We start from the raw sequence: 19,481 nt of genomic DNA on the forward strand, positions 1-19,481 counted from the left end.
TCAGCTAGCCGATGAGCACGGCGTAACCCGGCTTGATGACGTCGTCGATCAACGCGAGGCGCTCGTCGAACGGGATGAAGGCCGACTTCATCGCGTTGATGGTGAAGCGTTCCAGATCGGTCCAGCCGTAACCGAAGGTCTCGACCAACGCGGCCATTTCCCGGCTCATGCTGGTGTCGCTCATCAGCCTGTTGTCAGTGTTGACGGTCACGCGGAAGCGCAAGTCCGCCAACAGTCCGAACGGATGGTCCGACAGGGCCGCTACGGCTCCGGTCTGCACGTTCGAACTCGGGCACAGTTCCAGGGGAATGCGCATGTCACGGACGTAGTTCGCGAGTCGACCCAGCTCTGCCCCACCTTGGCCGGCTACGTCGATGTCGTCCACGATCCGCACGCCGTGACCCAACCGATCCGCTCCGCAGAAGGCGATGGCTTCGTGGATCGACGGCAACCCGAACGCCTCACCCGCGTGAATCGTGAAGTGGGCGTTCGCATCACGCATGTATTCGAAAGCGTCGAGGTGCCGGCTCGGCGGGTTACCGGCCTCGGCACCGGCGATGTCGAAACCGACGACGCCGCGGTCCCGGAATCGCACAGCGAGTTCGGCGATCTCCCGTGACCGGGCGGCATGCCTCATCGCCGTGAGAAGACACCCGATTCGGATCTCCCGTCCCGCGACCCTGGCAGCGGATTCGCCGGCCCGGAAACCTTCGAGAACGTGCTCGACGACCTCGTCCAAACTCAGGCCTTGTTCCAGGTGCTGCTCGGGCGCAAAACGGATTTCGGCATAGACGACGTTGTCGTCGGCCAGATCCTCGGCGCATTCACGCGCTACCCGTGCAAGCCCTTCCGGGGTCTGCATCACCGCGACCGTGTGCGCGAACGTTTCGAGGTAGAGCTCGAGCGATCCACTGTCAGCGGCAGTTCGGAACCATTGCGCGAGTTCGGATGCCGTATTCGCCGGCAGCTCGTCGTAGCCACACTGCTCGGCCAGTTCGAGGACAGTCTCGGGTCGGAGTCCTCCGTCGAGATGATCGTGGAGAAGAACTTTGGGTGCGCTGCGGATCGTGGTCAACTCCGGTGCGTTCATTCGCCAACGCTAACGCGAATCACCCACAATTCGCTCGATGAGCAACGGTCGCGAAACGGTGTCGGAATCGGCCCCGATCGACCAGCCTCCGCCGAGGCTCCGCCGCGCAGCATCAAATCTCTCGGGAGTGTCGGTGTGCAGTGTCATCAGCTTCTGTCCGGCGCGGACCACGTCGCCGGGCTTCGCGTGCATCTCGATGCCGGCACCGGCCTGAACGGCTTCGCCCTGTCGTTCGCGTCCGGCTCCGAGCTTCCAGGCCGCGATGCCCACCGCCATGGCGTCGAGTCGGGTCAGCACGCCGTCTCGGTCCGCGGTGACGACGTCGCTGTGCCGGGCCACCGGCAGCGTCGCGTGTGGGTCCCCACCTTGTGCGGCGATCATCGCGCGCCACCGGTCCATGGCCGTGCCGTCGGCCAGGCTGACTGCGGGGTCGATACCGTCGATCCCAGCCGCGGACAGCATCTCCCGAGCCAGGACCAGGGTCAGCTCGACGACGTCGGACGGCCCGCCGCCTGCCAGCACCTCGACGGATTCACGCACCTCGAGAGCGTTGCCAGCCGTCAATCCCAGCGGGGTGTCCATCCCGGTGATGAGAGCACTTGTACGCACGCCGGCGTCGTTGCCCAACTCGACCATCGTGCGTGCCAACTCTCGCGCGTCGCCGAGGTCCTTCATGAACGCTCCGGAACCGACTTTGACGTCGAGCACCAGGGCGCCGGTTCCCTCGGCAATCTTCTTGCTCATGATCGAACTTGCGATCAGCGGAATGGATTCCACCGTTCCGGTCACGTCGCGCAGCGCGTAGAGCTTCTTGTCGGCGGGGGCCAGGTTCGCTCCGGCAGCGCAGATCACCGCGCCGATTTTCGGGTCCGCGAGAATGTCGACCATCTCCGTCGCCGTGAGCTCGGCTCGCCAACCTGGAATGGCCTCGAGCTTGTCGAGAGTTCCGCCGGTGTGGCCGAGTCCGCGTCCCGACAACTGCGGGACTGCAAGACCACATGCCGCGACGAGGGGCGCGAGCGGAAGGGTGATCTTGTCCCCAACACCACCGGTCGAATGCTTGTCGACAGTGGGCAGCGGCAAGTCCGAAAAGTCCATCCTCCCGCCGGATTCGATCATTGCCTCGGTCCATCGGCCGGTCTCTGCTCGTGACATTCCTCGGAAATAGATCGCCATCGCGAGCGCCGACATCTGCTCGTCGCCGACGACCCCCTCAGTGAACGCCTGAACTATCCAGTCGATCTCGGTTCCCGACAACTCGCGGCCGTCACGCTTGGCGCCGATGATGGAAACTGCGTCAAACATGGCGGAGCCCCTCTGCTTGTTCCGGCCCGAAAGCATCAGGCAACAGCTCGCTCAGCGGCTTGAACCCACTGCTCGTGTCGACAAGCATCTCACCCCCGCCGTGCTCGAGAAGAAGCTGTCTGCACCTGCCGCATGGCATCAGAATCGAGCCCTTCGCGTCGCAGCACGTGAAGGCAACCAGCCGCCCGCCCCCGGTGGCGGCTAAGTTACCGACGAGTCCACATTCGGCACACAGGCTCAAACCGTATGAGACATTTTCCACATTGCATCCTGAGACGATCCGACCATCGTCTACCAGGGCAGCTGCACCCACTGCATAGCCCGAGTACGGTGCATAAGCCTGCCGCATGACCACTTGCGCGTTGTGCCGCAACAACTTCCAGTCGATGTCACCCATGGTTCGTTATCCAATCACGCCGACTGAATGGATGCAGAAACCACGCCGAAACCGGCTAGGTGAGATTGGAAAGGCAAACCTTACAAAGAGTTTGGTACGCGTACGAATCCCGCATCTGATTAGTTCCCGGTTTCACATAGGTTTAGAGTCTGAGTCAAGTCGGTTCAGGATCCCGTCGAGCCCGGGCTGAGGTACATCGAAGCTCTCTGCAGGCTCGACGCGTCCACCAATGACGTTGGAGGCACAGCACTCGATGAGTACTACGACTGAAGCCGCTCCTCAGAAGGAGCGCACGAGGTCGCTTTACCGGGGCGACCCCGGAATGTGGTCCTGGGTTCTACACCGGATCACAGGCGTCGCTACTTTCTTCTTCCTATTCGTACACGTTCTCGATACGGCACTCGTTCGGGTCAATCCCGATACGTACGACGCCGTGATCGACACGTACAAGAACCCCCTCGTCGGCCTCATGGAGATCGGCCTCGTCGGCGTAGTCCTCTACCACGCCCTCAACGGCGTGCGCGTGATGTTGGTGGACTTCTGGTCGAAGGGCCCGAAGTACCAGCGCGTCATGCTCTGGACCATTCTGACGATCTGGTTCCTGGTGATGATCCCAGGCGCCGGACGCATCCTCATCAACATGTTTGCGGAGCACTGACATGGCGACTACTCACGGACCCGAAGCCAAGAGCCTGGGCACCTCATACGACCGTCCCGCAAGCCTGGACAACCCGCGGTCCCCGCGCGCGAAGGCTCGGAACAACTTCGAGTTGTACGCATGGCTGTTCATGCGCTTCTCCGGCGTCGCCCTGATCGTTCTGGTCCTGGGCCACATGTTCATCATGCTGATGCTCGACGGTGGCGTTCACCGTCTGAACTTCGCATTCGTCGCAGGTCGCTGGTCCAGCCCGTTCTGGCAGTTCTGGGATCTGACGATGTTGTGGCTGGCACAGCTGCACGGCGGTAACGGCCTGCGCACGGTCATCGCGGACTACTCCCGCAAGGACTCCACGCGCTTCTGGCTGACCACGATCCTCGTTCTCTCGATGATCCTGATCATGGGCCTGGGCACGTACGTCATCTTCACCTTCGACCCCAATATCTCGGCGAGCTAGGGGAGCACAGACTTCATGCAGGAACATCGTTATGACGTGGTCATCGTCGGCGCCGGCGGCGCAGGCATGCGTGCGGCAATCGAAGCTGGCCCCCGTGCCCGCACGGCCGTACTGACCAAGCTCTACCCCACCCGCAGCCACACCGGCGCGGCCCAGGGCGGCATGTGTGCCGCACTGGCGAACGTGGAGGAAGACAACTGGGAGTGGCACACCTTCGACACCGTCAAGGGCGGCGACTACCTCGCCGACCAGGACGCCGTCGAGATCATGGCCAAAGAGGCCATCGACGCGGTGCTCGACCTCGAGAAGATGGGTCTGCCGTTCAACCGCACGCCCGAAGGCAAGATCGACCAGCGTCGATTCGGTGGCCACACACGTGACCACGGCAAGGCACCCGTCCGCCGTGCGTGTTACGCAGCCGACCGCACCGGTCACATGATCCTGCAGACGCTGTACCAGAACTGCGTCAAGCACGACGTCGAGTTCTTCAACGAGTTCTACGCGCTCGACATCGCCATCACCGAGACCGAGGACGGCCCGGTTGCCACCGGTGTCATCTGCTACGAGCTCTCAACCGGCGAGCTGCACATCTTCCACGCCAAGTCGATCATCTTCGCGACCGGCGGCTCGGGACGTATGTACAAGACGACGTCCAACGCGCACACCCTCACCGGTGACGGCATGGGCATCATCTTCCGCAAGGGCCTGCCCCTCGAGGACATGGAGTTCCACCAGTTCCACCCGACAGGACTCGCCGGTCTCGGCATCCTGATCTCGGAAGCCGTCCGTGGTGAAGGTGGCATTCTCCGTAATGCCGACGGCGAGCGCTTCATGGAGCGCTACGCCCCCACCATCAAGGACCTCGCTCCGCGTGACATCGTGGCCCGTTCGATGGTCCTCGAGGTTCTGGAAGGCCGCGGCGCCGGCCCGAACAAGGACTACGTCTACATCGACGTGACGCACATCCCCGAGGAAGTTCTCGACGAGAAGCTCCCCGACATCATGGAGTTCTCGCGCACCTACCTCGGCGTGGACCCCGTCAAGGAGCCCGTGCCCGTCTACCCGACGTGCCACTACGTCATGGGCGGTATCCCCACCAAGATCAACGGTGAGGTTCTGCGCAACAACGACGAGGTCGTCAAGGGCCTGTATGCCGCCGGCGAATGTGCCTGCGTTTCCGTGCACGGTGCAAACCGCCTCGGCACCAACTCGCTCCTCGACATCAACGTGTTCGGCCGCCGCGCCGGCATCGCTGCCGCCGAGTACGCGAACTCCACCGAGTTCGTCGACCTGCCGGAAACCCCGGCTGCGATGGTCGAAGACTGGGTCGGCGTCATCCTGTCCGATCACGGCCACGAGCGCGTTGCGGACATCCGCACCGAGCTGCAGCAGTCGATGGACAACAACGCCTCCGTCTTCCGCACCGAAGAGCGCCTCACCCAGGCACTCAAGGATGTGCGTGCTCTCAAGGAGCGCTACAACCACATCACGGTCCAGGACAAGGGCAAGCGCTACAACAGCGACCTGCTCGAGGCCATCGAGCTGGGCTTCCTCCTCGAAATGGCAGAGGTCACCGTCGTCGGCGCCCTCAACCGCAAGGAATCGCGCGGCGGCCACGCTCGTGAAGACTTCCCGGATCGCAACGACGCCGAGTACATGAAGCACACGATGGCGTACAAGGAGGGTGACGGCCTGCTCTCCGACATCCGTCTGGACTACAAGCCGGTGATCCAGACCCGCTACGAGCCGATGGAGCGTAAGTACTGATGTCTGCGCCTGCTGTAGATGCACCCAAACTCCCCGCTGTTCCCGAGGGGGCCGTCATGGTCACTCTCAAGATCGCGCGGATGAACCCCGAATCGGGCGAGGGCCAGCACTGGGACAGTTTCCAGGTCCCGGCACTGCCCACCGACCGTCTGCTCAACCTGCTGCTGTACGTGAAGGGTTACCTCGACGGCACCCTCACGTTCCGTCGCAGCTGCGCACACGGTGTCTGTGGATCGGACGCCATGCGGATCAACGGTGTGAACCGTCTGGCCTGCAAGCTGCTGATGAAGGACATGCTGCCCAAGGACGGCAAGCCGGTCACCATCACGGTCGAGCCCATCAAGGGCCTGCCCGTCGAGAAGGACCTGGTTGTCGACATGGAACCCTTCTTCGACGCATTCCGCGCCGTGAAGCCGTTCCTCATCACCAGTGGCAACGAGCCCACGCGTGAGCGCATCCAGAGCCAGCACGACCGTGCTCGTTTCGACGACACCACCAAGTGCATTCTCTGCGCATGCTGCACCACGTCGTGCCCCGTGTACTGGAGCGACGGCAGCTACTTCGGTCCCGCTGCCATCGTCAACGCACACCGGTTCATCTTCGACAGCCGTGACGAGGCCGCTTCCGAGCGTCTCGACATCCTGAACGACAAGGACGGCGTGTGGCGTTGCCGCACCACGTTCAACTGCACCGACGCATGCCCCCGCGGCATCCAGGTGACAAAGGCTATTCAGGAAGTCAAGCGAGCGCTGCTCTTCGCTCGATAGTCAGGCCTTCGGCCTTGTGCGCGGTTAGGGAGTCTCCGGACTCCTTAACCGCGCACAGCTATGTCGGGGGCATGTTGAGCGGTGTCACGACTTGAACCGGTGACGTCGTAAAGCCGAAGTGAGCGCCCATGGCGCCGTGTTCTTTCATGACCACCTGACAGGCAGTGCGAACATCCGCCCGCAGATCGTGGTGGAGCACCGCTGATATTCGCCTCTCCCCCAGCAACTTTCGATTGTCACCGTCGAGATCGTGAGCGATGAAGACACTGCACTCCCGGTTCAGTTCTTCGAACGCGTCGACAGTGGCCAGGTTGCCACCACCGATCGAATACACGGCACGGATCTGCGGATCGGATTCGAGTGCCGCTCGCACCAGTTTCCTACTCGTCTGATCCAGACCGTCACTGTTCGGAATGTCGATCAACCGTCGATGCGGAGCCGCGACGCGCATAGCGGAGCGAAATCCCATCTCCCGTTCTTCCTCCCCACGGAAGAATCCGCTACTCATGCTGACCAGCACGTTGCCGTCCCGATCCCCCAGCCACTGATCGATCAAGTACGCGGCGGTGGCTCCGGCGGCTCGGTTGTCGATGCCGATGTAGGCGGCTCGCCTGCTACCGGGAACATCGGTCACCAACGTGACGACCGGAATCTTGGCCGCCACCAACCGGTCGATCGCCGCCACGACTTCCGGAGTGTCGGGAGCCTTGACGATGACTCCGTGGGATCCGCGTCGGCGAATCTTGTCGAGCGTCGACGTCATCGCTTCGACCGAACCGGTTTCACGAAAGTGGAACCGAGAACGAACAACAGCAGGCGCAAGGGTCGGCAGTTCGGCCTCGAGCGCGTCACGGACTGCGTCGGAAAACCTTGCGGGAGTTTGCAACACGACGTCGACGATGAACGTGCGCCCGACCAGTTTCAGTTGCGAGCGTTGACGTTCCAGGTCCGTGATCGCCTGGCGAACCTCCGATCGTGTGCCCTCCCGAACTCCAGGACGGTCGTTGAGCACCCGGTCGACGGTGGCCTCACTCAGGCCCGACTGCTGAGCGATCTCCCGGACTTTGAATCGATGCGCCACAACTACCTCACGATGATGGATATTTGATGGTTTTTCGCTGTTGCTCGAGGTCTTCGTCACAGCCAGACTAAACCCATGACTTCTCCGCCGGGCGTAACCAGGCCCGTACTCCTAGCCGACACCGTCGTACTGGTCAGTGGCGGCTCGCAAGGCGTCGGCGCCGGCGTCGTACGCGCCGCAGTCCGTGAGGGCGCTCAGGTGGCTTTCACCGGCCGACGCCCGGACGTCGGAAAGGCTCTCGAGGCAGAACTTTCGGGAACCCACTTCATCGAAGCCGATGTGGCGCAGACCGATTCCGCGCTCGCCAGCGTGGCCGAGACGATCTCACATTTCGGCCGCGTGGATGCCCTCGTCAATTCTGCCGGACTCACCTCGCGCGGCACGCTGCTCGACACCACCGAGGAACTCTTCGACCAGCACATCGCGGTGAACCTCCGCGGTCCGTTCTTCACGATGCAGGCAGCCGTCAAGGACATGCGCGAGCGTGCGGTCCCCGGGTCCATCGTCAACATCATCTCCACGTCCGAACTCGGCGGGCAACCGTATCTCGCGCCGTACGTGGCAGCGAAGGCCGGGCTGGCGGGGTTGACCCGCAACGCCGCCCATGCGCATCGCTGGGATCGCATCCGGATCAACGGTCTCGACATCGGGTGGACACAGACCGAGGGAGAAGACCTCACGCAGAGAGCTTTTCACGACGCTGGTGACGACTGGCAGGAACGTGCGGGCAGCACCCTCCCCATGGGCAAGCTCGGACAGGTCGACGAAATCGCCGACTTCGTCGTCTTCCTGCTCTCCGATCGCAGCGGAGTCGTGACAGGCTCGATCATCGACTGGGACCAGAACGTCTTCGGAGGGCTGGACTGATGGGCGCTCGTATCGGAGTCATCGGCCTCGGACGAATCGGCAGCTACCACGCCCGAAACCTGCTGACGACGGACGGCGTCGACGCACTGGTTGTCACCGACGTCGACGCACGTCGAACCTCGGACGTGGCAAGCGAACTCGACGTGGAGTCCGCTGCCGATCCCGACGCGCTTTTAGCGTCAGGCATCGACGGTGTTCTGATCGCCGCGTCGTCGAGTTCGCACGCCGACCTGATCGAAGCCGCTGTCCGACGAGACATCCCGACGTTCTGCGAAAAGCCGGTAGCCGACTCCATCGAATCCTCGGTTCGTGTACTCGCGACTGCCGAGCAGACGTCGGTACCAGTCCAGATCGGATTTCAGCGCCGATTCGACCCGTCATTTGTGGCGGCGTACGACGCAGTTCGATCTGGAGAACTCGGTTGGATCCACACTCTCCGATCGACCACCCTCGACCCCGCTCCCCCGCCGATCTCGTACATCGAACACTCCGGCGGCATCTTCCGCGACTGCTCGATCCACGATTTCGACATCGTCAGGTGGGTCAGCGGCCGCGAAGTCACCACGGTTTTTGCCACCGGCTCGAATCAGGGTGATCGCGGGATCGCCGATGCCGGTGACGTCGACACCGCCGCAACGGTTCTCACTTTCGAAGGCGGAACCATCGCGGTCGTGTCAAATACCCGCTACAACGGCCGCGGCTACGACTGCCGACTCGAGGTACTCGGCTCGGCGGACTCCGTCGTTGCCGGGCTGGACGACCGCTTGCCACTCCGCTCGCTCGACCCCGGAACATCGTTCCCCTCGAAGGAGCCGTACACGTTCTTCATGGACCGCTTCACGTCCGCCTACCGTGCGGAACTCGAAGCATTCCTCGGCGTTGTCGCCGGGCGTCGGGAATCACCGTGCACGCCCACAGATGCGGTCGAGTCGGCGTGGATCTCCGAAGCTGCAACGCACTCTCTGCGCGAGGGTCGGCCCGTCACGATCACCGAAGTCAAAGATCTGTTCCTTCACGACAAGAATGAGGCACACACATGAGCACTCCTCGCATCGCCGGCGCACCGATCTCCTGGGGCGTGTGCGAAGTCCCGGGCTGGGGCTACCAACTCGACCCTGCGCAAGTCCTCCGGGAAATGCGCGAAGTCGGTCTGGCGGCAACGGAAATCGGACCGGAGGGCTTTCTGCCGACAGCACCTGCCGAGATGGCCAAGGTGCTCGCGGATCACGACCTGAGCGCAGTCGGCGGGTTTGCACCAGTACTGCTGCACGATGACGATCATGATCCGGTACCCGGCATCTCCCCCATCCTCGACGGTTTTGTCGCCTCAGGTGCCGAGGTTTTGGTTCTGGCCGCCGCGACGGGTTCCGACGGCTACGATTCACGCCCAGAACTGGACGAGCAGAGTTGGAAAACCCTGCTGCACAATCTCGATCGCCTCACTGACGCCGCGGCCGAGCGTGGAATCAGGGCAGTTGTCCACCCTCACGTCGGAACGATGATCGAGCAGCGCGACGAGGTCCTGCGAGTGCTCGACGGCTCGGCCATCCCACTGTGTCTGGACACCGGCCACCTGTTGATCGGCGGCACCGATCCGGTCGACCTGGCGCGTCAAGCTCCCGAGCGCATCACCCACGTGCATCTCAAGGACGTCGACGATGCCCTCGCATCACGCGTTCGCAGTGGTGAGCTCACCTACACCGACGGCGTGAAGGCGGGAATGTACCGTCCGCTCGGTGGCGGCGACGTCGACATCGCCGGTGTCACAGCCATATTGCAGCGCCACGGTTTCGACGGGTGGTACGTGCTCGAGCAGGACACCATTCTGGCCGAGGCTCCGTCCGACGAGGGACCGGTGCGCGATGTGCGAGCGAGCGTCGAGTATCTGCGGTCGGTTCTGTGACACCTGCCCCGCTGCGGATAGGCATTCTGGGAGCCTCACGCATCGCCGAGAACGCGATGATCAAACCTGCAACGGCCACCGGGCACCGCCTGGTGGCCGTTGCCGCACGCAGCCCCGAGCGGGCCAGAGCCTATGCAGCCCGGCATGGGATCGAACGGGTGGTCGGTTCGTACGCCGAGCTGATCTCGGATCCGGAGGTGGACGTCGTCTACAACGCGCTGCCCAACAGCCTGCACGGACCGTGGAATCTCGCCGCCGTTCAGGCCGGCAAGCACGTGCTGACGGAGAAACCGTTTTCGAGCAACGCGGTGGAAGCGCGTGCTGTAGCCGAGGCAGTGCGCGTGAGCGGAGTGACGCTGCTCGAGGGGTTCCACTACCTCTTTCATCCGGTGAACCGGCGCCTGCTGGATGTGGTTCGGAGCGGCACAGTCGGCGCGGTCACTCGGGTGGAAACCGTACTGCGGATGCCCAAACCATCCGAGAACGACCCGCGGTGGGAGCTCGCCTTGTCAGGCGGGTCACTGATGGACCTGGGCTGCTACGGGTTACATGCTTCCCGGATGCTGAGTGACGTCTGTGGTGGTGCGCCAGTGGTGACCGGGACCCGCCACGAGGAATACGCTCCGGGGGTCGATTCGTGGTTCGACATCGAACTCGAGTATCCCGGCGGAGCGCGGGCATCCGTTGTGACAACGATGTTGGACGAGCAGTACCACTTCACCTTCCGGGTCTTCGGATCCAACGGAGACGTCCTGGTGCACAACTTCCTCCAGCCGGACGTCGACGACCGTGTCTCCGTCACTGTCGATGGGCGCACGAGTATCGAGCAGCTGGGCACGAAGTCGTCGTACACTTATCAACTCGAAGCGTTCGCCGATCATCTGTCCGGGGTCTCGGCGCTGCCGATCGGGCCGGGCGACGCGGTAGCCAACATGACGATGATCGACGAGGCGTACATGCATTCCGGCCTCGGGGTTCGGCCGACGACCATCCTCTGACGAAACGACTACAGCCTCGGTTCGATTCGAACCGAGGCTGTAGTCGCGAGGTTTTGATCTAGCGGCGAAGCTCGTGGGTCAGTGTCTCGAGCTCGTCACCGCCCGCCATCTCCTTGGTCAGTTCTTCGAGTGAGATGTCGTCGTACTTGGCGTCGAGCTTCTGCCTGCCTCGGTTGAGGAGCACGAAGTGATCGCCGACCATGTACGCGTGGTGCGGATTGTGCGTGATGAAGATGACGCCGAATCCCTGTTCCTTGGCAGCGGTGATGTAGCGCAACACCATTCCCGACTGCTTGACGCCGAGCGCTGCTGTCGGCTCGTCGAGAATCAGCACGCGGGCACCGAAGAAGATGGCGCGGGCGATGGCAACACACTGACGCTGACCGCCGGAGAGACTACCGATCGGTGCGTCGACGTCAGGCAGTTCGATGCCCATCTTCGACAGTTCCGAAAGAGTCGTCGCGCGCATGGCGTTGGCGTCGAGCGACTTGATCAGACCACCCTTGCGTAGTTCCTGCCCAAGGAAGAAGTTGCGCCACACCGGCATCAACGCAACAACGGCGAGGTCCTGATAGACCGTCGCGATGCCTTTGCCAAGCGCCTCTTTAGGCGAGTGGAACGTTGTCGGTTCGCCGTCAACGAGTAGTTCACCTTCGCTCTGCTGGTGCAGACCGGCGATGATCTTGATCAGCGTGGACTTGCCTGCGCCGTTGTCACCGAGCACACCGGTCACTTCACCCGCACCGACGCGCAGGTTGATTCCCTTGAGCGCGATGATGTTTCCGTATTGCTTACCGACGTCCTTGAGCTCGATCAGTGGCACGTTGCCGCCCGAGTTCGAGAGAGCGGGAACTTCAGCTGTGGTACTCATGTGTCACCTTTTCGCAGCGTAGTTGCGGAATGCGTTGTTGGCGATGACCGCGAACAGCAGCATGGCGCCGAGGAAGAACTTGAACCAGTCCGGGTTCCAGCCTGCGTAGACGATGCCCTGGTTGGTCATACCGAAGATAAATGCGCCGATCGCAGCACCGATCGCGGTTCCGTAACCACCGGTGAGCAGGCAACCGCCGATGACTGCGGCGATGATGTACAGGAACTCGTTACCGACACCCTGACCGGACTGAACGGTGTTGAACGAGAACAGCAGATGCATGCCCACGAACCAGGCAGCAAAGCCGACGGTCATGAACAGACCGATCTTGACTGCGGTCACCGGCACACCGATCGCGCGGGCGCTGTCCTGATTGCCGCCGACCGCGAAGATCCAGTTGCCGATCTTGGTCTTGAACAAAACAAATGTTGCAATCGCGGTGAACAGCAGCCACCACACGACCGTGATCTTGACGGACACCCCGAAGACCGAGAACGACGACGCGAATACCTTTTTCGCGGAATCGAATCCGGCCATGTCGGAGACGCTGGGTGTGGCAACCTGACCACTCACGAGCTTGGTGACGGCCAGGTTGATTCCGGTCAGCATCAGGAACGAGCTCAGGGTGATGAGGAAGCTGGGAATCTTCGTCTTCATGACGAGGTAGCCGTTGAAGAATCCGACTGCGAGCGAAACGACGAGCGCCAGAATCGCACCCACCCACAGATTGAGGTGCAGGTTGTAGGCGATCATCGACGCGGCGAGCGAGGACGTGGTGACTGCGACGCCGGCGGATAGGTCGAACTCGCCGCCGATCATGAGCAGGGCGACCGCGCAAGCCATGATGCCGATCGTGGAGCTGGAGTAGAGCACTGTCGCAAGCGCTTCCGGCGTACGGAACGGTGCCGCGACGATACAGAAGAAGATGAAGATGGCGATGGCGCCGACAAGTGAACCCATCTCCGGGCGGAGCAGTAGGCGCTGAATGCGCTTTTGCTCCTTCACCCGTTCATCGGTCACGACTTTGTGGGCGGCAAGGTCGAGATCTGCCTGAGTGGACATGATTTCCCTTCCGTGCTGGACAGGCGCACGGAGGGCGGACTCTCAGCCCTCCGTGCGCCCGGATCAGCGAGTTCCGTTCTTGGCGTACTCGGCGACCGAGTCGATGTTGGTGTTGTCGATGAACGCGGGTCCGGTCAGGGTCGGCAAGCCGCCACCGATCACGTTGCCGTTGTTGAGGTAAAGCCACAGCGAATCGATGGCGAGGTAGCCCTGCAGGAAGGGTTGCTGGTCCACTGCCCACTGCACGTCACCGGATTTGATGGCGTCGACGAGCGCCGCGTTGGTGTCGAAAGTGACGACCTTCGCCTTGCTGCCCGCATTGCCGACCGACGTCACGGACGTCAAGGCAAACGGAGCACCGAGTGCGAGAACTCGATCGATTGCCGGGTCCTGTTGAAGTTTCGCGGTGATGGTCGATTCCACCGACGGCATGTCCTTGCCGTTGACGTTGAGAATCTCCGTCGTTCCCTTGAACGACTTCTTCACTCCGGCACAACGTGATTCGAGGCTCACGTTGCCCTGCTCCTGAATGACGCACAACACCTTGGTGGCACCTTCGGTGTTGAGTCGCTCGCCGGCAGCTTCACCGGCAATCGACTCGTCCTGACCGAAGTACTCCTTGACGCCCATGTCCTTCCAGGTCTCGAGGCCCGAGTTGAGGGCGACCACCGGAATGCCCGCGGCGGTGGCACTTTGGACCGCGGCAACCATGGCGTCGGGCTTCGCGAGGGTCACAGCAATCCCGTCGACCTTGCTGTCGATCGCACTCTGAACCAAGTTGGCCTGATTCGGCGCCTCGGGATCGGCGGAGTACCGAAGCTCGATGTTGTCCTTGGCCGCTGCGGTTTCGGCTCCCTTGCGCACCAGATCCCAGAACGTGTCACCGGGAACTTCGTGAGTGATCATCGCAATAGTGGCGCGGGGCGTGTCCGCCGTACCCGCGCCCATTCCGGATCCGGAAGAATCCGGCTTTCCGCCGGTGCTTGAACAGGCGGCCAGACCCAAGACCACGACTGAGGCTCCGGCCAGTACGGCAACGCTCTTGCGTCCCGTGAGAAACGACATGTGAACTCCCTCTCGACATCAACCAACGGCCCGCGAACGGATGGTGCTCGGTTGTATGTGAAAGATGTAATACCCGTCACAGTCGAATGTCAATAGTTTGTTCTGACATTAGGACTGCTTATCAAAGACCGAACAAACTGATTGAAGTCGAAACTGCAGGTCAATGCCCTGCGGGTCCAGTTGAACCTCGAACCACAAGTTGTGGCTGCGCGACAATGTCCTTGCCCAATGGCCCACTTCCGCCGTCGAGGCGTTCGGAGATCCGCTCCACCGCGGCGCCGCCCAGAAACGCCGTGTCCTGCCCGACACTGGTCAGATCGATGTGCGCCAAACCTGCCAATGCACTGTTGTCGAATCCGATCACGGAAACGTCGCCAGGCACCGAGATCCCGGCACGCAGGAAGACGTCGAGAACTCCGAGCGCGCAGCGATCGTTGAAAGCGAAGACCGCCCCGGGTAACCCACCCTCGACCATCGACCTGGCGGCAGCTGCGCCGAACTCCTCCGTGAGACCGCCGGGAAGAATTCTCGGCTCCAGACCTGCCGCTCGCATGGCCTTGCGGTAGCCCTGACGCCGTTCCTGGGCGCCCGGGCCTCGCCCGCCGTCGACGTGGGCGATCGAGCGGTGCCCGAGTTCGACAAGGTGATTCACAGCCATCACCGCGCCCGCCTCGTCATCTGTTCGGACAACATCCACGTGCACTGACGACATCTTCCGCGCGATTACGACAACGGGAACCTTGTCGGCCAGGTCGACGATCTCTGCTTCCGGCGCCTGTGAACCCAACAGCAAGATCGCCTCACACCGGTCGTCGAGCAGGGTCCGCGTTGCACGAGAATCCGGCCGTCGCTCCGAGACCGCACTGAGGACGACGTCGTAGCGCGACCGTTCGGCGGCCACATAGATTTCGTCGAGCAGCTCCGCGTGAAACGTTTGCGCCGCAACGTAACTGACACCGATCAGGCGGCTGCGATGTTGGCGCAGCAGTCGCGCCGCGTTGTCGGGTCGATAGCCGAGTTCGTCCGCGGCCGCCTTGACCCGTACCCGCGTCGCATCGCTGGCACCTGGGACATCACGAATGACGATGGACACCAGAGCGCGTGACACACCGGCCAGGTCTGCTACGTCTTGCAAGGTGGGGCGTCGACTGTTCACCTCCACAGACTAGATCGTTCCAGCGAATAAGCACCGAAGCATTGACGCGCGCCGCATCCGGCGCTTTACTGGCATGGACTAGAACGATCTAGTTCCTCATTCTCACTCCGAACGGAGCCCCCATGTCTGCCTCTGTTGCAGTCGGTCTCATCGGCGCCGGATGGATCGGCCGCTTCCACGGCGAGTCCGTCGCGCTGCGTATCCCCGGCACCCGTCTCGTCGCCGTCGCCGATCCTGCGCCCGGCGCTGCGGCGTCGTTGATCGAACGTGTCAGTCCCGACGCCCGCGCGTACACCGACGCCCTTGAGCTGATTGCCGATCCGACCGTCGAAGCGGTGCTCATCAGTACGCCCGCATCAACTCACACCGATCTCGTGGTGGCCGCCGCGGAGGCCGGCAAACATGTCTTTTGCGAAAAGCCGATGGCCTTGACACTCGAGGACGCCGATCGCGCGGTCGGCGCGTGTGCCGCGAACAACGTTGCGCTGCAAGTCGGTTTCAACCGGCGCTTCGCCGCCGACTTCACCGCGGCCCACGACGTGATCACCGCCGGCGGGATCGGAACCCCACAGCTACTTCGTTCTCTGACCCGCGACCCAGGAATCACCGCCGACGTCTCCTCCCGAGTCAAGCCGTGGACCATCTTCAACGAGACGCTGATTCACGACTTCGACGCTCTGCTCTGGCTCAACCCCGGGGCACGCGTCGTCGAGGTGTTCGCGCAGGCCGATGCTCTCATCCATCCGCAGTACAAGGAGCAGGGGTACCTCGACACGTCGATGGTTCAGTTGCGCTTCGACAACGGCGCCCTCGCGTCGGCCGAGGCCAACTTCCAAGCCACCTACGGTTACGACGTGCGCGGCGAAGTTTTCGGTTCCGGTGGAATGGTGAGTGCAGGCGAGGTCACGCGGACCGCGATGCGTCATTACAGCTCACCGGGCGTTCTGGCCGACACACCTCGGGTGAACATCGAACTGTTTCACGACGCCTATGTTGCCCAGCTGGTGCACTTCGCAGACTGCATCCTCTCCGGCAGTGCGCCGTCGGTCGACGGTCTCGATGCTCGCAACGCCCTGGAAATCGCACTGGCCGCAAAAGAATCCGTGGAAACCGGACTGCCCGTCTCGTTGCTGGCGGTGCCGCAGTGAGCCCCTTCGACTTGGCGGTCTCTGCCGAGATGACGTTCACCGAACTCCCTGTCGTCGAGCGTGTTCGGCGGATCTCGGAGGCGGGGTTCGCAGCTGAGATCTGGAGTTGGCAAGACAAAGACCTCGAAGCTCTGGTCGCCACCGGAGCTCGGTTCTCCTCGATGACCGGCTATCTCCACGGCGATTTGTTCGACGAAGCCGGCAGCGCCGAACTGGTACGCACAGCGGCGCTATGCCTCGCTCCGGCAGCGAAACTCGGCGTTCCCCGGCTGAACTTCCATACCGGCGAGCTCATCGACGGACAGGCTGCGCGCCCGCAGTATCGAACTACGGGAGCGATGTGGCTGACCGCCCAACGCGCTCTCGAGAAGATCGCGAGACTGGGCGAAGAAGCCGGAGTCGTCTTCTGCCTCGAGAATCTCAATACGATCGTCGATCACCCCGGCGTACCGATGGCCCGCGCCAAAGACACTCTGGCACTGGTGGAATCCGTCTCACACCCCAACTTCAAGATGATGCTCGACCTCTACCACGCACAGATCGGCGAAGGAAACCTCATCGAACTCGTGCGGCGTTGTGGTGACAACATCGGCGAGATTCAGGTGGCCGACGTACCCGGCCGATGCGAACCCGGAACCGGCGAGATCAACTACCCCGCCATCGCACGCGTGCTCGCCGACCAGGGTTACACCGGCACGATCGGTTTGGAGGGCTGGGCATCCGGAGACAGTGACACCGCACTCACTGCTTTCCGGAAGGCCTTTACGCTCTAGCCCTCACCCGGGAACGTGATCCCCACCTGACGGCGGATCTCGTCGAGGATGTCGAGCGTCGCAATGGCCGCGTCGAGCGGATGGACCGGCGACTCGATATCCCCGGCGGTGATCCGCCGCGCCGCCTCGGCCGCCTCGAACGCGAGACCTCCGACGTATCCGTCGACCGGATCGTCGTAGCGCGCAGATCTTCCGTCACCTAGCCGGACAGTGAAGGCCCCGGGCCGGTAGAACGTCGAGTCCAGAACGATCATCCCCTTGTCGCCGCAGATCGAGGCCGTGTTGGGCGTGTCAGCAAGGATCGTGGTGTTCAGACTGGCCTGAGCAATGCCTGCCCAGGACAGAACCGCTGAGATCTGGCCGTTCACCATGTCATTCGCCGGCTCGCCCAGGGCAGCAACCGCAGTAGGAACACCCAATACCCGATACGCGAGACTGACCGGATAGGTCCCGAGGTCGAGAAGTGGCCCACCCGCAAGCGCTGGATCGTAGATACGATGATCGGTCTCGAACCGTTCGCCGTGATCGGCCAGAACCGTACGTATGGTTCCCAGCAGCCCCGCCTCGAGGATCTGGTCGATCACGTCGAACTTGGGCAGAAACGACGTCCACATCGCCTCCATGCAAAACAGTCCGAGCGCAGCCGTCCGCTCCTGAATCGCCCGTCCCTGCGCTGCGTTCAAAGCCAGCGGCTTTTCGACCACGACATGCTTGCCGTGATCCAATGCCGCTATCGCGCAATCGAAATGGGCAGTGTGCGGTGTTGCGACATAGACGACGTCCACATCCTCGGAGGCAAGCAAAGCGTCGTAGCTACCGTGAGCGCGTCCGATCCCCCAATTGTCCGCGAAGGCCTGAGCGCGGGTGAGTCCGCGCGAAGCGACGGCCGTGACTTCCTGCGCTGTATTTCTCTGCAGTGACTCCACGAAGCGTTGTGCAATCCAGCCAGGCCCGAGGATCCCCCAGCGCAAAGTCGGAGCGTCGACCGGATCGGGGACCCGGGTGCGAGGGAGTTCCAGAACTGTAGAAGAAGTCATGCCTCGAACTGTAGAGTCGAATCTCGAAATATGTAAGGACATTAGGTTGTCCGTTTCAATCCTCTGGAAGTAGGAACCTCATGTCGATTCGTGTCGGTGTGATCGGAACCGGCGTCATGGGCGCCGACCACGTCCGCAATCTCCACTCCACGGTCTCCGGGGCAACGGTCTCTGTGGTTGCAGACCTCGATCAAGAGCGAGCAAAGTCCGTAGCGTCCGCAGTCGGCGCACGGTGGGTGACCGATCCGTTGAAACTGATCAACGACGCCGGTGTGGACGCCGTAGTCATCGCTTCCCATGATTCAACGCATGCCGACCTCACGCTTGCTGCTGTCGAAGCCGGAAAACCGGTTCTGTGTGAAAAGCCCCTCGCAGTGACAGCAGAGGACTGCCGACGCGTCGCTGCGGCCGAGAACCCCGAAAGCCCCCTTGTGAGCGTCGGATTCATGCGCCGCTTCGATCCGGGATACGTGGCACTGAAGGCCGAAACACATTCCGGCCGTATCGGTGACCCACTGATCGTGCACTGCTCGAGTCGCACTGTCAGCGCCTACCCGGGTGGCAGCTCGGAATCCACGGTGACCAACTCCGCGATTCACGAACTCGACATCGTGCCGTGGATCTTGAACTCCCCCGTCGTCGCAGCCAGCTGGCACTGCGGGCGCTCGAGTTCGCTGGTGAACGATCGCCAGGATCCGCAGATAATCATGCTGCGCACCGCCGACGGCGTTCTCACCACGGTCGAGGTCTTTCTCAACGCGCGGTACGGCTACGACACTCGGTGCGAGGTCGTGGGCGAAATCGGCGCCGCTCGTCTCGCCGAACCGGTGGTCATCCACACCGACGCGGATCGATCCCACTCGTACGGCTATGCGGCGGATTGGATTCCGCGTTTTGCCGAGTCGTATCGGCGCCAATTTCAAGAGTGGATCGACGCATTGAGCACCGGAAGACCGTCGACCTTGGCCACAGCCGCGGACGGCCTGCGGGCAAATCTCGTGGCAGCTGCCGTGATCAAGTCGATGCACTCCGCGGGGACAACTGTCTCGGTCGAGCCCGTGGGGGAAAGTTTCTGAGGT

The 19,481-nt window shown here is 62.5% G+C and carries 20 protein-coding genes; 11 read left to right on the plus strand and 9 right to left on the minus strand.

The window, feature by feature from the left end:
* Positions 1-4: 4 nt before the first annotated feature.
* From AC1DWA_RS04180 to AC1DWA_RS04190, 3 genes are read right to left on the minus strand one after another with little or no spacing between them, the layout of a single operon-like run.
* The gene (locus AC1DWA_RS04180) at positions 5-1,090 is read right to left on the minus strand and encodes an adenosine deaminase (protein ID WP_133728418.1); all 1,086 of its coding nucleotides are present in this window, start codon (positions 1,088-1,090) and stop codon (positions 5-7) included.
* Between the two features lie 9 nt (positions 1,091-1,099).
* Positions 1,100-2,395, minus strand: coding sequence for a thymidine phosphorylase (locus tag AC1DWA_RS04185; RefSeq protein ID WP_477846082.1), 1,296 nt, complete (start codon positions 2,393-2,395; stop codon positions 1,100-1,102).
* On the minus strand, positions 2,388-2,792 hold the full coding sequence (locus AC1DWA_RS04190) for a cytidine deaminase (protein ID WP_019747693.1): 405 nt from the start codon (positions 2,790-2,792) through the stop codon (positions 2,388-2,390). The genes AC1DWA_RS04185 and AC1DWA_RS04190 overlap by 8 nt, the downstream gene beginning before the upstream one ends.
* A 253-nt stretch (positions 2,793-3,045) precedes the next feature.
* Here AC1DWA_RS04190 and sdhC point away from each other — a divergent pair, with 253 nt between their 5' ends.
* The 4 genes from sdhC to AC1DWA_RS04210 are packed head-to-tail and all read left to right on the plus strand — an operon-like array spanning position 3,046 to position 6,441.
* Positions 3,046-3,450 carry a succinate dehydrogenase, cytochrome b556 subunit gene (gene sdhC / locus AC1DWA_RS04195; RefSeq protein ID WP_020969155.1) on the plus strand — a complete coding sequence of 135 codons (405 nt, stop codon included), beginning with the start codon at positions 3,046-3,048 and terminating at the stop codon, positions 3,448-3,450.
* Position 3,451: 1 nt separating this feature from the next.
* Positions 3,452-3,907 (plus strand): succinate dehydrogenase hydrophobic membrane anchor subunit, encoded by a 456-nt coding sequence (locus AC1DWA_RS04200; RefSeq protein ID WP_003940699.1) that lies wholly within the window; start codon positions 3,452-3,454, stop codon positions 3,905-3,907.
* 15 nt (positions 3,908-3,922) lie between these two features.
* Positions 3,923-5,674 carry a succinate dehydrogenase flavoprotein subunit gene (gene sdhA / locus AC1DWA_RS04205; protein ID WP_019747692.1) on the plus strand — a complete coding sequence of 584 codons (1,752 nt, stop codon included), beginning with the start codon at positions 3,923-3,925 and terminating at the stop codon, positions 5,672-5,674.
* A complete protein-coding gene (locus tag AC1DWA_RS04210; protein ID WP_003940925.1) occupies positions 5,674-6,441 on the plus strand; it encodes a succinate dehydrogenase iron-sulfur subunit in 768 nt (255 codons plus the stop codon). The genes sdhA and AC1DWA_RS04210 overlap by 1 nt, the downstream gene beginning before the upstream one ends.
* 58 nt (positions 6,442-6,499) lie before the next feature.
* Here the strand turns inward: AC1DWA_RS04210 and AC1DWA_RS04215 are convergent, their stop codons facing one another.
* Positions 6,500-7,522: a LacI family DNA-binding transcriptional regulator gene (locus AC1DWA_RS04215; protein WP_020969154.1), complete on the minus strand. Its 1,023-nt coding sequence runs from the start codon at positions 7,520-7,522 to the stop codon at positions 6,500-6,502.
* A 75-nt stretch (positions 7,523-7,597) separates the two neighbouring features.
* On the opposite strand from AC1DWA_RS04215, the gene AC1DWA_RS04220 reads away from it, so the two are divergent.
* Genes AC1DWA_RS04220 through AC1DWA_RS04235 form a run of 4 tightly spaced genes read left to right on the plus strand, consistent with a single transcriptional unit; the run spans position 7,598 to position 11,290 of the window.
* A complete protein-coding gene (locus tag AC1DWA_RS04220; RefSeq protein WP_133728417.1) occupies positions 7,598-8,389 on the plus strand; it encodes an SDR family oxidoreductase in 792 nt (263 codons plus the stop codon).
* On the plus strand, positions 8,389-9,429 hold the full coding sequence (locus AC1DWA_RS04225) for a Gfo/Idh/MocA family protein (protein WP_021332519.1): 1,041 nt from the start codon (positions 8,389-8,391) through the stop codon (positions 9,427-9,429). Before AC1DWA_RS04220 ends, AC1DWA_RS04225 begins: the two co-directional genes overlap by 1 nt.
* Positions 9,426-10,292 (plus strand): TIM barrel protein, encoded by an 867-nt coding sequence (locus tag AC1DWA_RS04230; RefSeq protein WP_020969151.1) that lies wholly within the window; start codon positions 9,426-9,428, stop codon positions 10,290-10,292. The genes AC1DWA_RS04225 and AC1DWA_RS04230 overlap by 4 nt, the downstream gene beginning before the upstream one ends.
* A complete protein-coding gene (locus AC1DWA_RS04235) occupies positions 10,289-11,290 on the plus strand; it encodes a Gfo/Idh/MocA family protein (protein ID WP_477846084.1) in 1,002 nt (333 codons plus the stop codon). The genes AC1DWA_RS04230 and AC1DWA_RS04235 overlap by 4 nt, the downstream gene beginning before the upstream one ends.
* Positions 11,291-11,348: 58 nt before the next feature.
* Here the strand turns inward: AC1DWA_RS04235 and AC1DWA_RS04240 are convergent, their stop codons facing one another.
* The 4 genes from AC1DWA_RS04240 to AC1DWA_RS04255 all read right to left on the minus strand — a co-directional run bounded on the left by AC1DWA_RS04240 (position 11,349) and on the right by AC1DWA_RS04255 (position 15,450).
* Positions 11,349-12,161, minus strand: a complete 813-nt coding sequence (locus AC1DWA_RS04240; protein WP_007727336.1) for an ATP-binding cassette domain-containing protein — start codon at positions 12,159-12,161, stop codon at positions 11,349-11,351.
* 3 nt (positions 12,162-12,164) lie between these two features.
* A complete protein-coding gene (locus tag AC1DWA_RS04245) occupies positions 12,165-13,223 on the minus strand; it encodes an ABC transporter permease (RefSeq protein ID WP_003940759.1) in 1,059 nt (352 codons plus the stop codon).
* 63 nt (positions 13,224-13,286) lie between these two features.
* The gene (locus AC1DWA_RS04250; RefSeq protein WP_007727338.1) at positions 13,287-14,288 is read right to left on the minus strand and encodes a substrate-binding domain-containing protein; all 1,002 of its coding nucleotides are present in this window, start codon (positions 14,286-14,288) and stop codon (positions 13,287-13,289) included.
* Between the two features lie 160 nt (positions 14,289-14,448).
* The gene (locus AC1DWA_RS04255; RefSeq protein WP_019747686.1) at positions 14,449-15,450 is read right to left on the minus strand and encodes a LacI family DNA-binding transcriptional regulator; all 1,002 of its coding nucleotides are present in this window, start codon (positions 15,448-15,450) and stop codon (positions 14,449-14,451) included.
* A gap of 116 nt (positions 15,451-15,566) precedes the next feature.
* On the opposite strand from AC1DWA_RS04255, the gene AC1DWA_RS04260 reads away from it, so the two are divergent.
* Complete coding sequence (locus AC1DWA_RS04260) at positions 15,567-16,592, plus strand: Gfo/Idh/MocA family oxidoreductase (protein ID WP_477916491.1); 1,026 nt, start codon at positions 15,567-15,569, stop codon at positions 16,590-16,592.
* Positions 16,589-17,365, plus strand: coding sequence for a TIM barrel protein (locus AC1DWA_RS04265; RefSeq protein WP_243617091.1), 777 nt, complete (start codon positions 16,589-16,591; stop codon positions 17,363-17,365). The genes AC1DWA_RS04260 and AC1DWA_RS04265 overlap by 4 nt, the downstream gene beginning before the upstream one ends.
* On the opposite strand, the gene AC1DWA_RS04270 is transcribed toward AC1DWA_RS04265, so the two are convergent.
* Positions 17,362-18,402, minus strand: a complete 1,041-nt coding sequence (locus AC1DWA_RS04270) for a Gfo/Idh/MocA family protein (protein ID WP_047890274.1) — start codon at positions 18,400-18,402, stop codon at positions 17,362-17,364. The two genes, AC1DWA_RS04265 and AC1DWA_RS04270, sit on opposite strands and share 4 nt — an antisense overlap.
* A gap of 80 nt (positions 18,403-18,482) precedes the next feature.
* On the opposite strand from AC1DWA_RS04270, the gene AC1DWA_RS04275 reads away from it, so the two are divergent.
* Positions 18,483-19,478 (plus strand): Gfo/Idh/MocA family oxidoreductase, encoded by a 996-nt coding sequence (locus AC1DWA_RS04275; protein ID WP_020969146.1) that lies wholly within the window; start codon positions 18,483-18,485, stop codon positions 19,476-19,478.
* Positions 19,479-19,481 lie beyond the last annotated feature (3 nt).

This window comes from Rhodococcus sp. P4_F3_2 (assembly GCF_056401335.1).

Coding starts and splice junctions, on each gene's coding strand:
- AC1DWA_RS04190 (WP_019747693.1), bottom strand. CDS start 2,792: ATGGGTGACATCGACTGGAAGTTGTTGCGGCACAACGCGCAAGTGGTC.
- sdhA (WP_019747692.1), top strand. CDS start 3,923: ATGCAGGAACATCGTTATGACGTGGTCATCGTCGGCGCCGGCGGCGCA.
- AC1DWA_RS04245 (WP_003940759.1), bottom strand. CDS start 13,223: ATGTCCACTCAGGCAGATCTCGACCTTGCCGCCCACAAAGTCGTGACC.
- AC1DWA_RS04185 (WP_477846082.1), bottom strand. CDS start 2,395: ATGTTTGACGCAGTTTCCATCATCGGCGCCAAGCGTGACGGCCGCGAG.
- AC1DWA_RS04240 (WP_007727336.1), bottom strand. CDS start 12,161: ATGAGTACCACAGCTGAAGTTCCCGCTCTCTCGAACTCGGGCGGCAAC.
- AC1DWA_RS04250 (WP_007727338.1), bottom strand. CDS start 14,288: ATGTCGTTTCTCACGGGACGCAAGAGCGTTGCCGTACTGGCCGGAGCC.
- AC1DWA_RS04230 (WP_020969151.1), top strand. CDS start 9,426: ATGAGCACTCCTCGCATCGCCGGCGCACCGATCTCCTGGGGCGTGTGC.
- AC1DWA_RS04210 (WP_003940925.1), top strand. CDS start 5,674: ATGTCTGCGCCTGCTGTAGATGCACCCAAACTCCCCGCTGTTCCCGAG.
- sdhC (WP_020969155.1), top strand. CDS start 3,046: ATGAGTACTACGACTGAAGCCGCTCCTCAGAAGGAGCGCACGAGGTCG.
- AC1DWA_RS04260 (WP_477916491.1), top strand. CDS start 15,567: ATGTCTGCCTCTGTTGCAGTCGGTCTCATCGGCGCCGGATGGATCGGC.
- AC1DWA_RS04200 (WP_003940699.1), top strand. CDS start 3,452: ATGGCGACTACTCACGGACCCGAAGCCAAGAGCCTGGGCACCTCATAC.
- AC1DWA_RS04275 (WP_020969146.1), top strand. CDS start 18,483: ATGTCGATTCGTGTCGGTGTGATCGGAACCGGCGTCATGGGCGCCGAC.
- AC1DWA_RS04220 (WP_133728417.1), top strand. CDS start 7,598: ATGACTTCTCCGCCGGGCGTAACCAGGCCCGTACTCCTAGCCGACACC.
- AC1DWA_RS04225 (WP_021332519.1), top strand. CDS start 8,389: ATGGGCGCTCGTATCGGAGTCATCGGCCTCGGACGAATCGGCAGCTAC.
- AC1DWA_RS04270 (WP_047890274.1), bottom strand. CDS start 18,402: ATGACTTCTTCTACAGTTCTGGAACTCCCTCGCACCCGGGTCCCCGAT.
- AC1DWA_RS04180 (WP_133728418.1), bottom strand. CDS start 1,090: ATGAACGCACCGGAGTTGACCACGATCCGCAGCGCACCCAAAGTTCTT.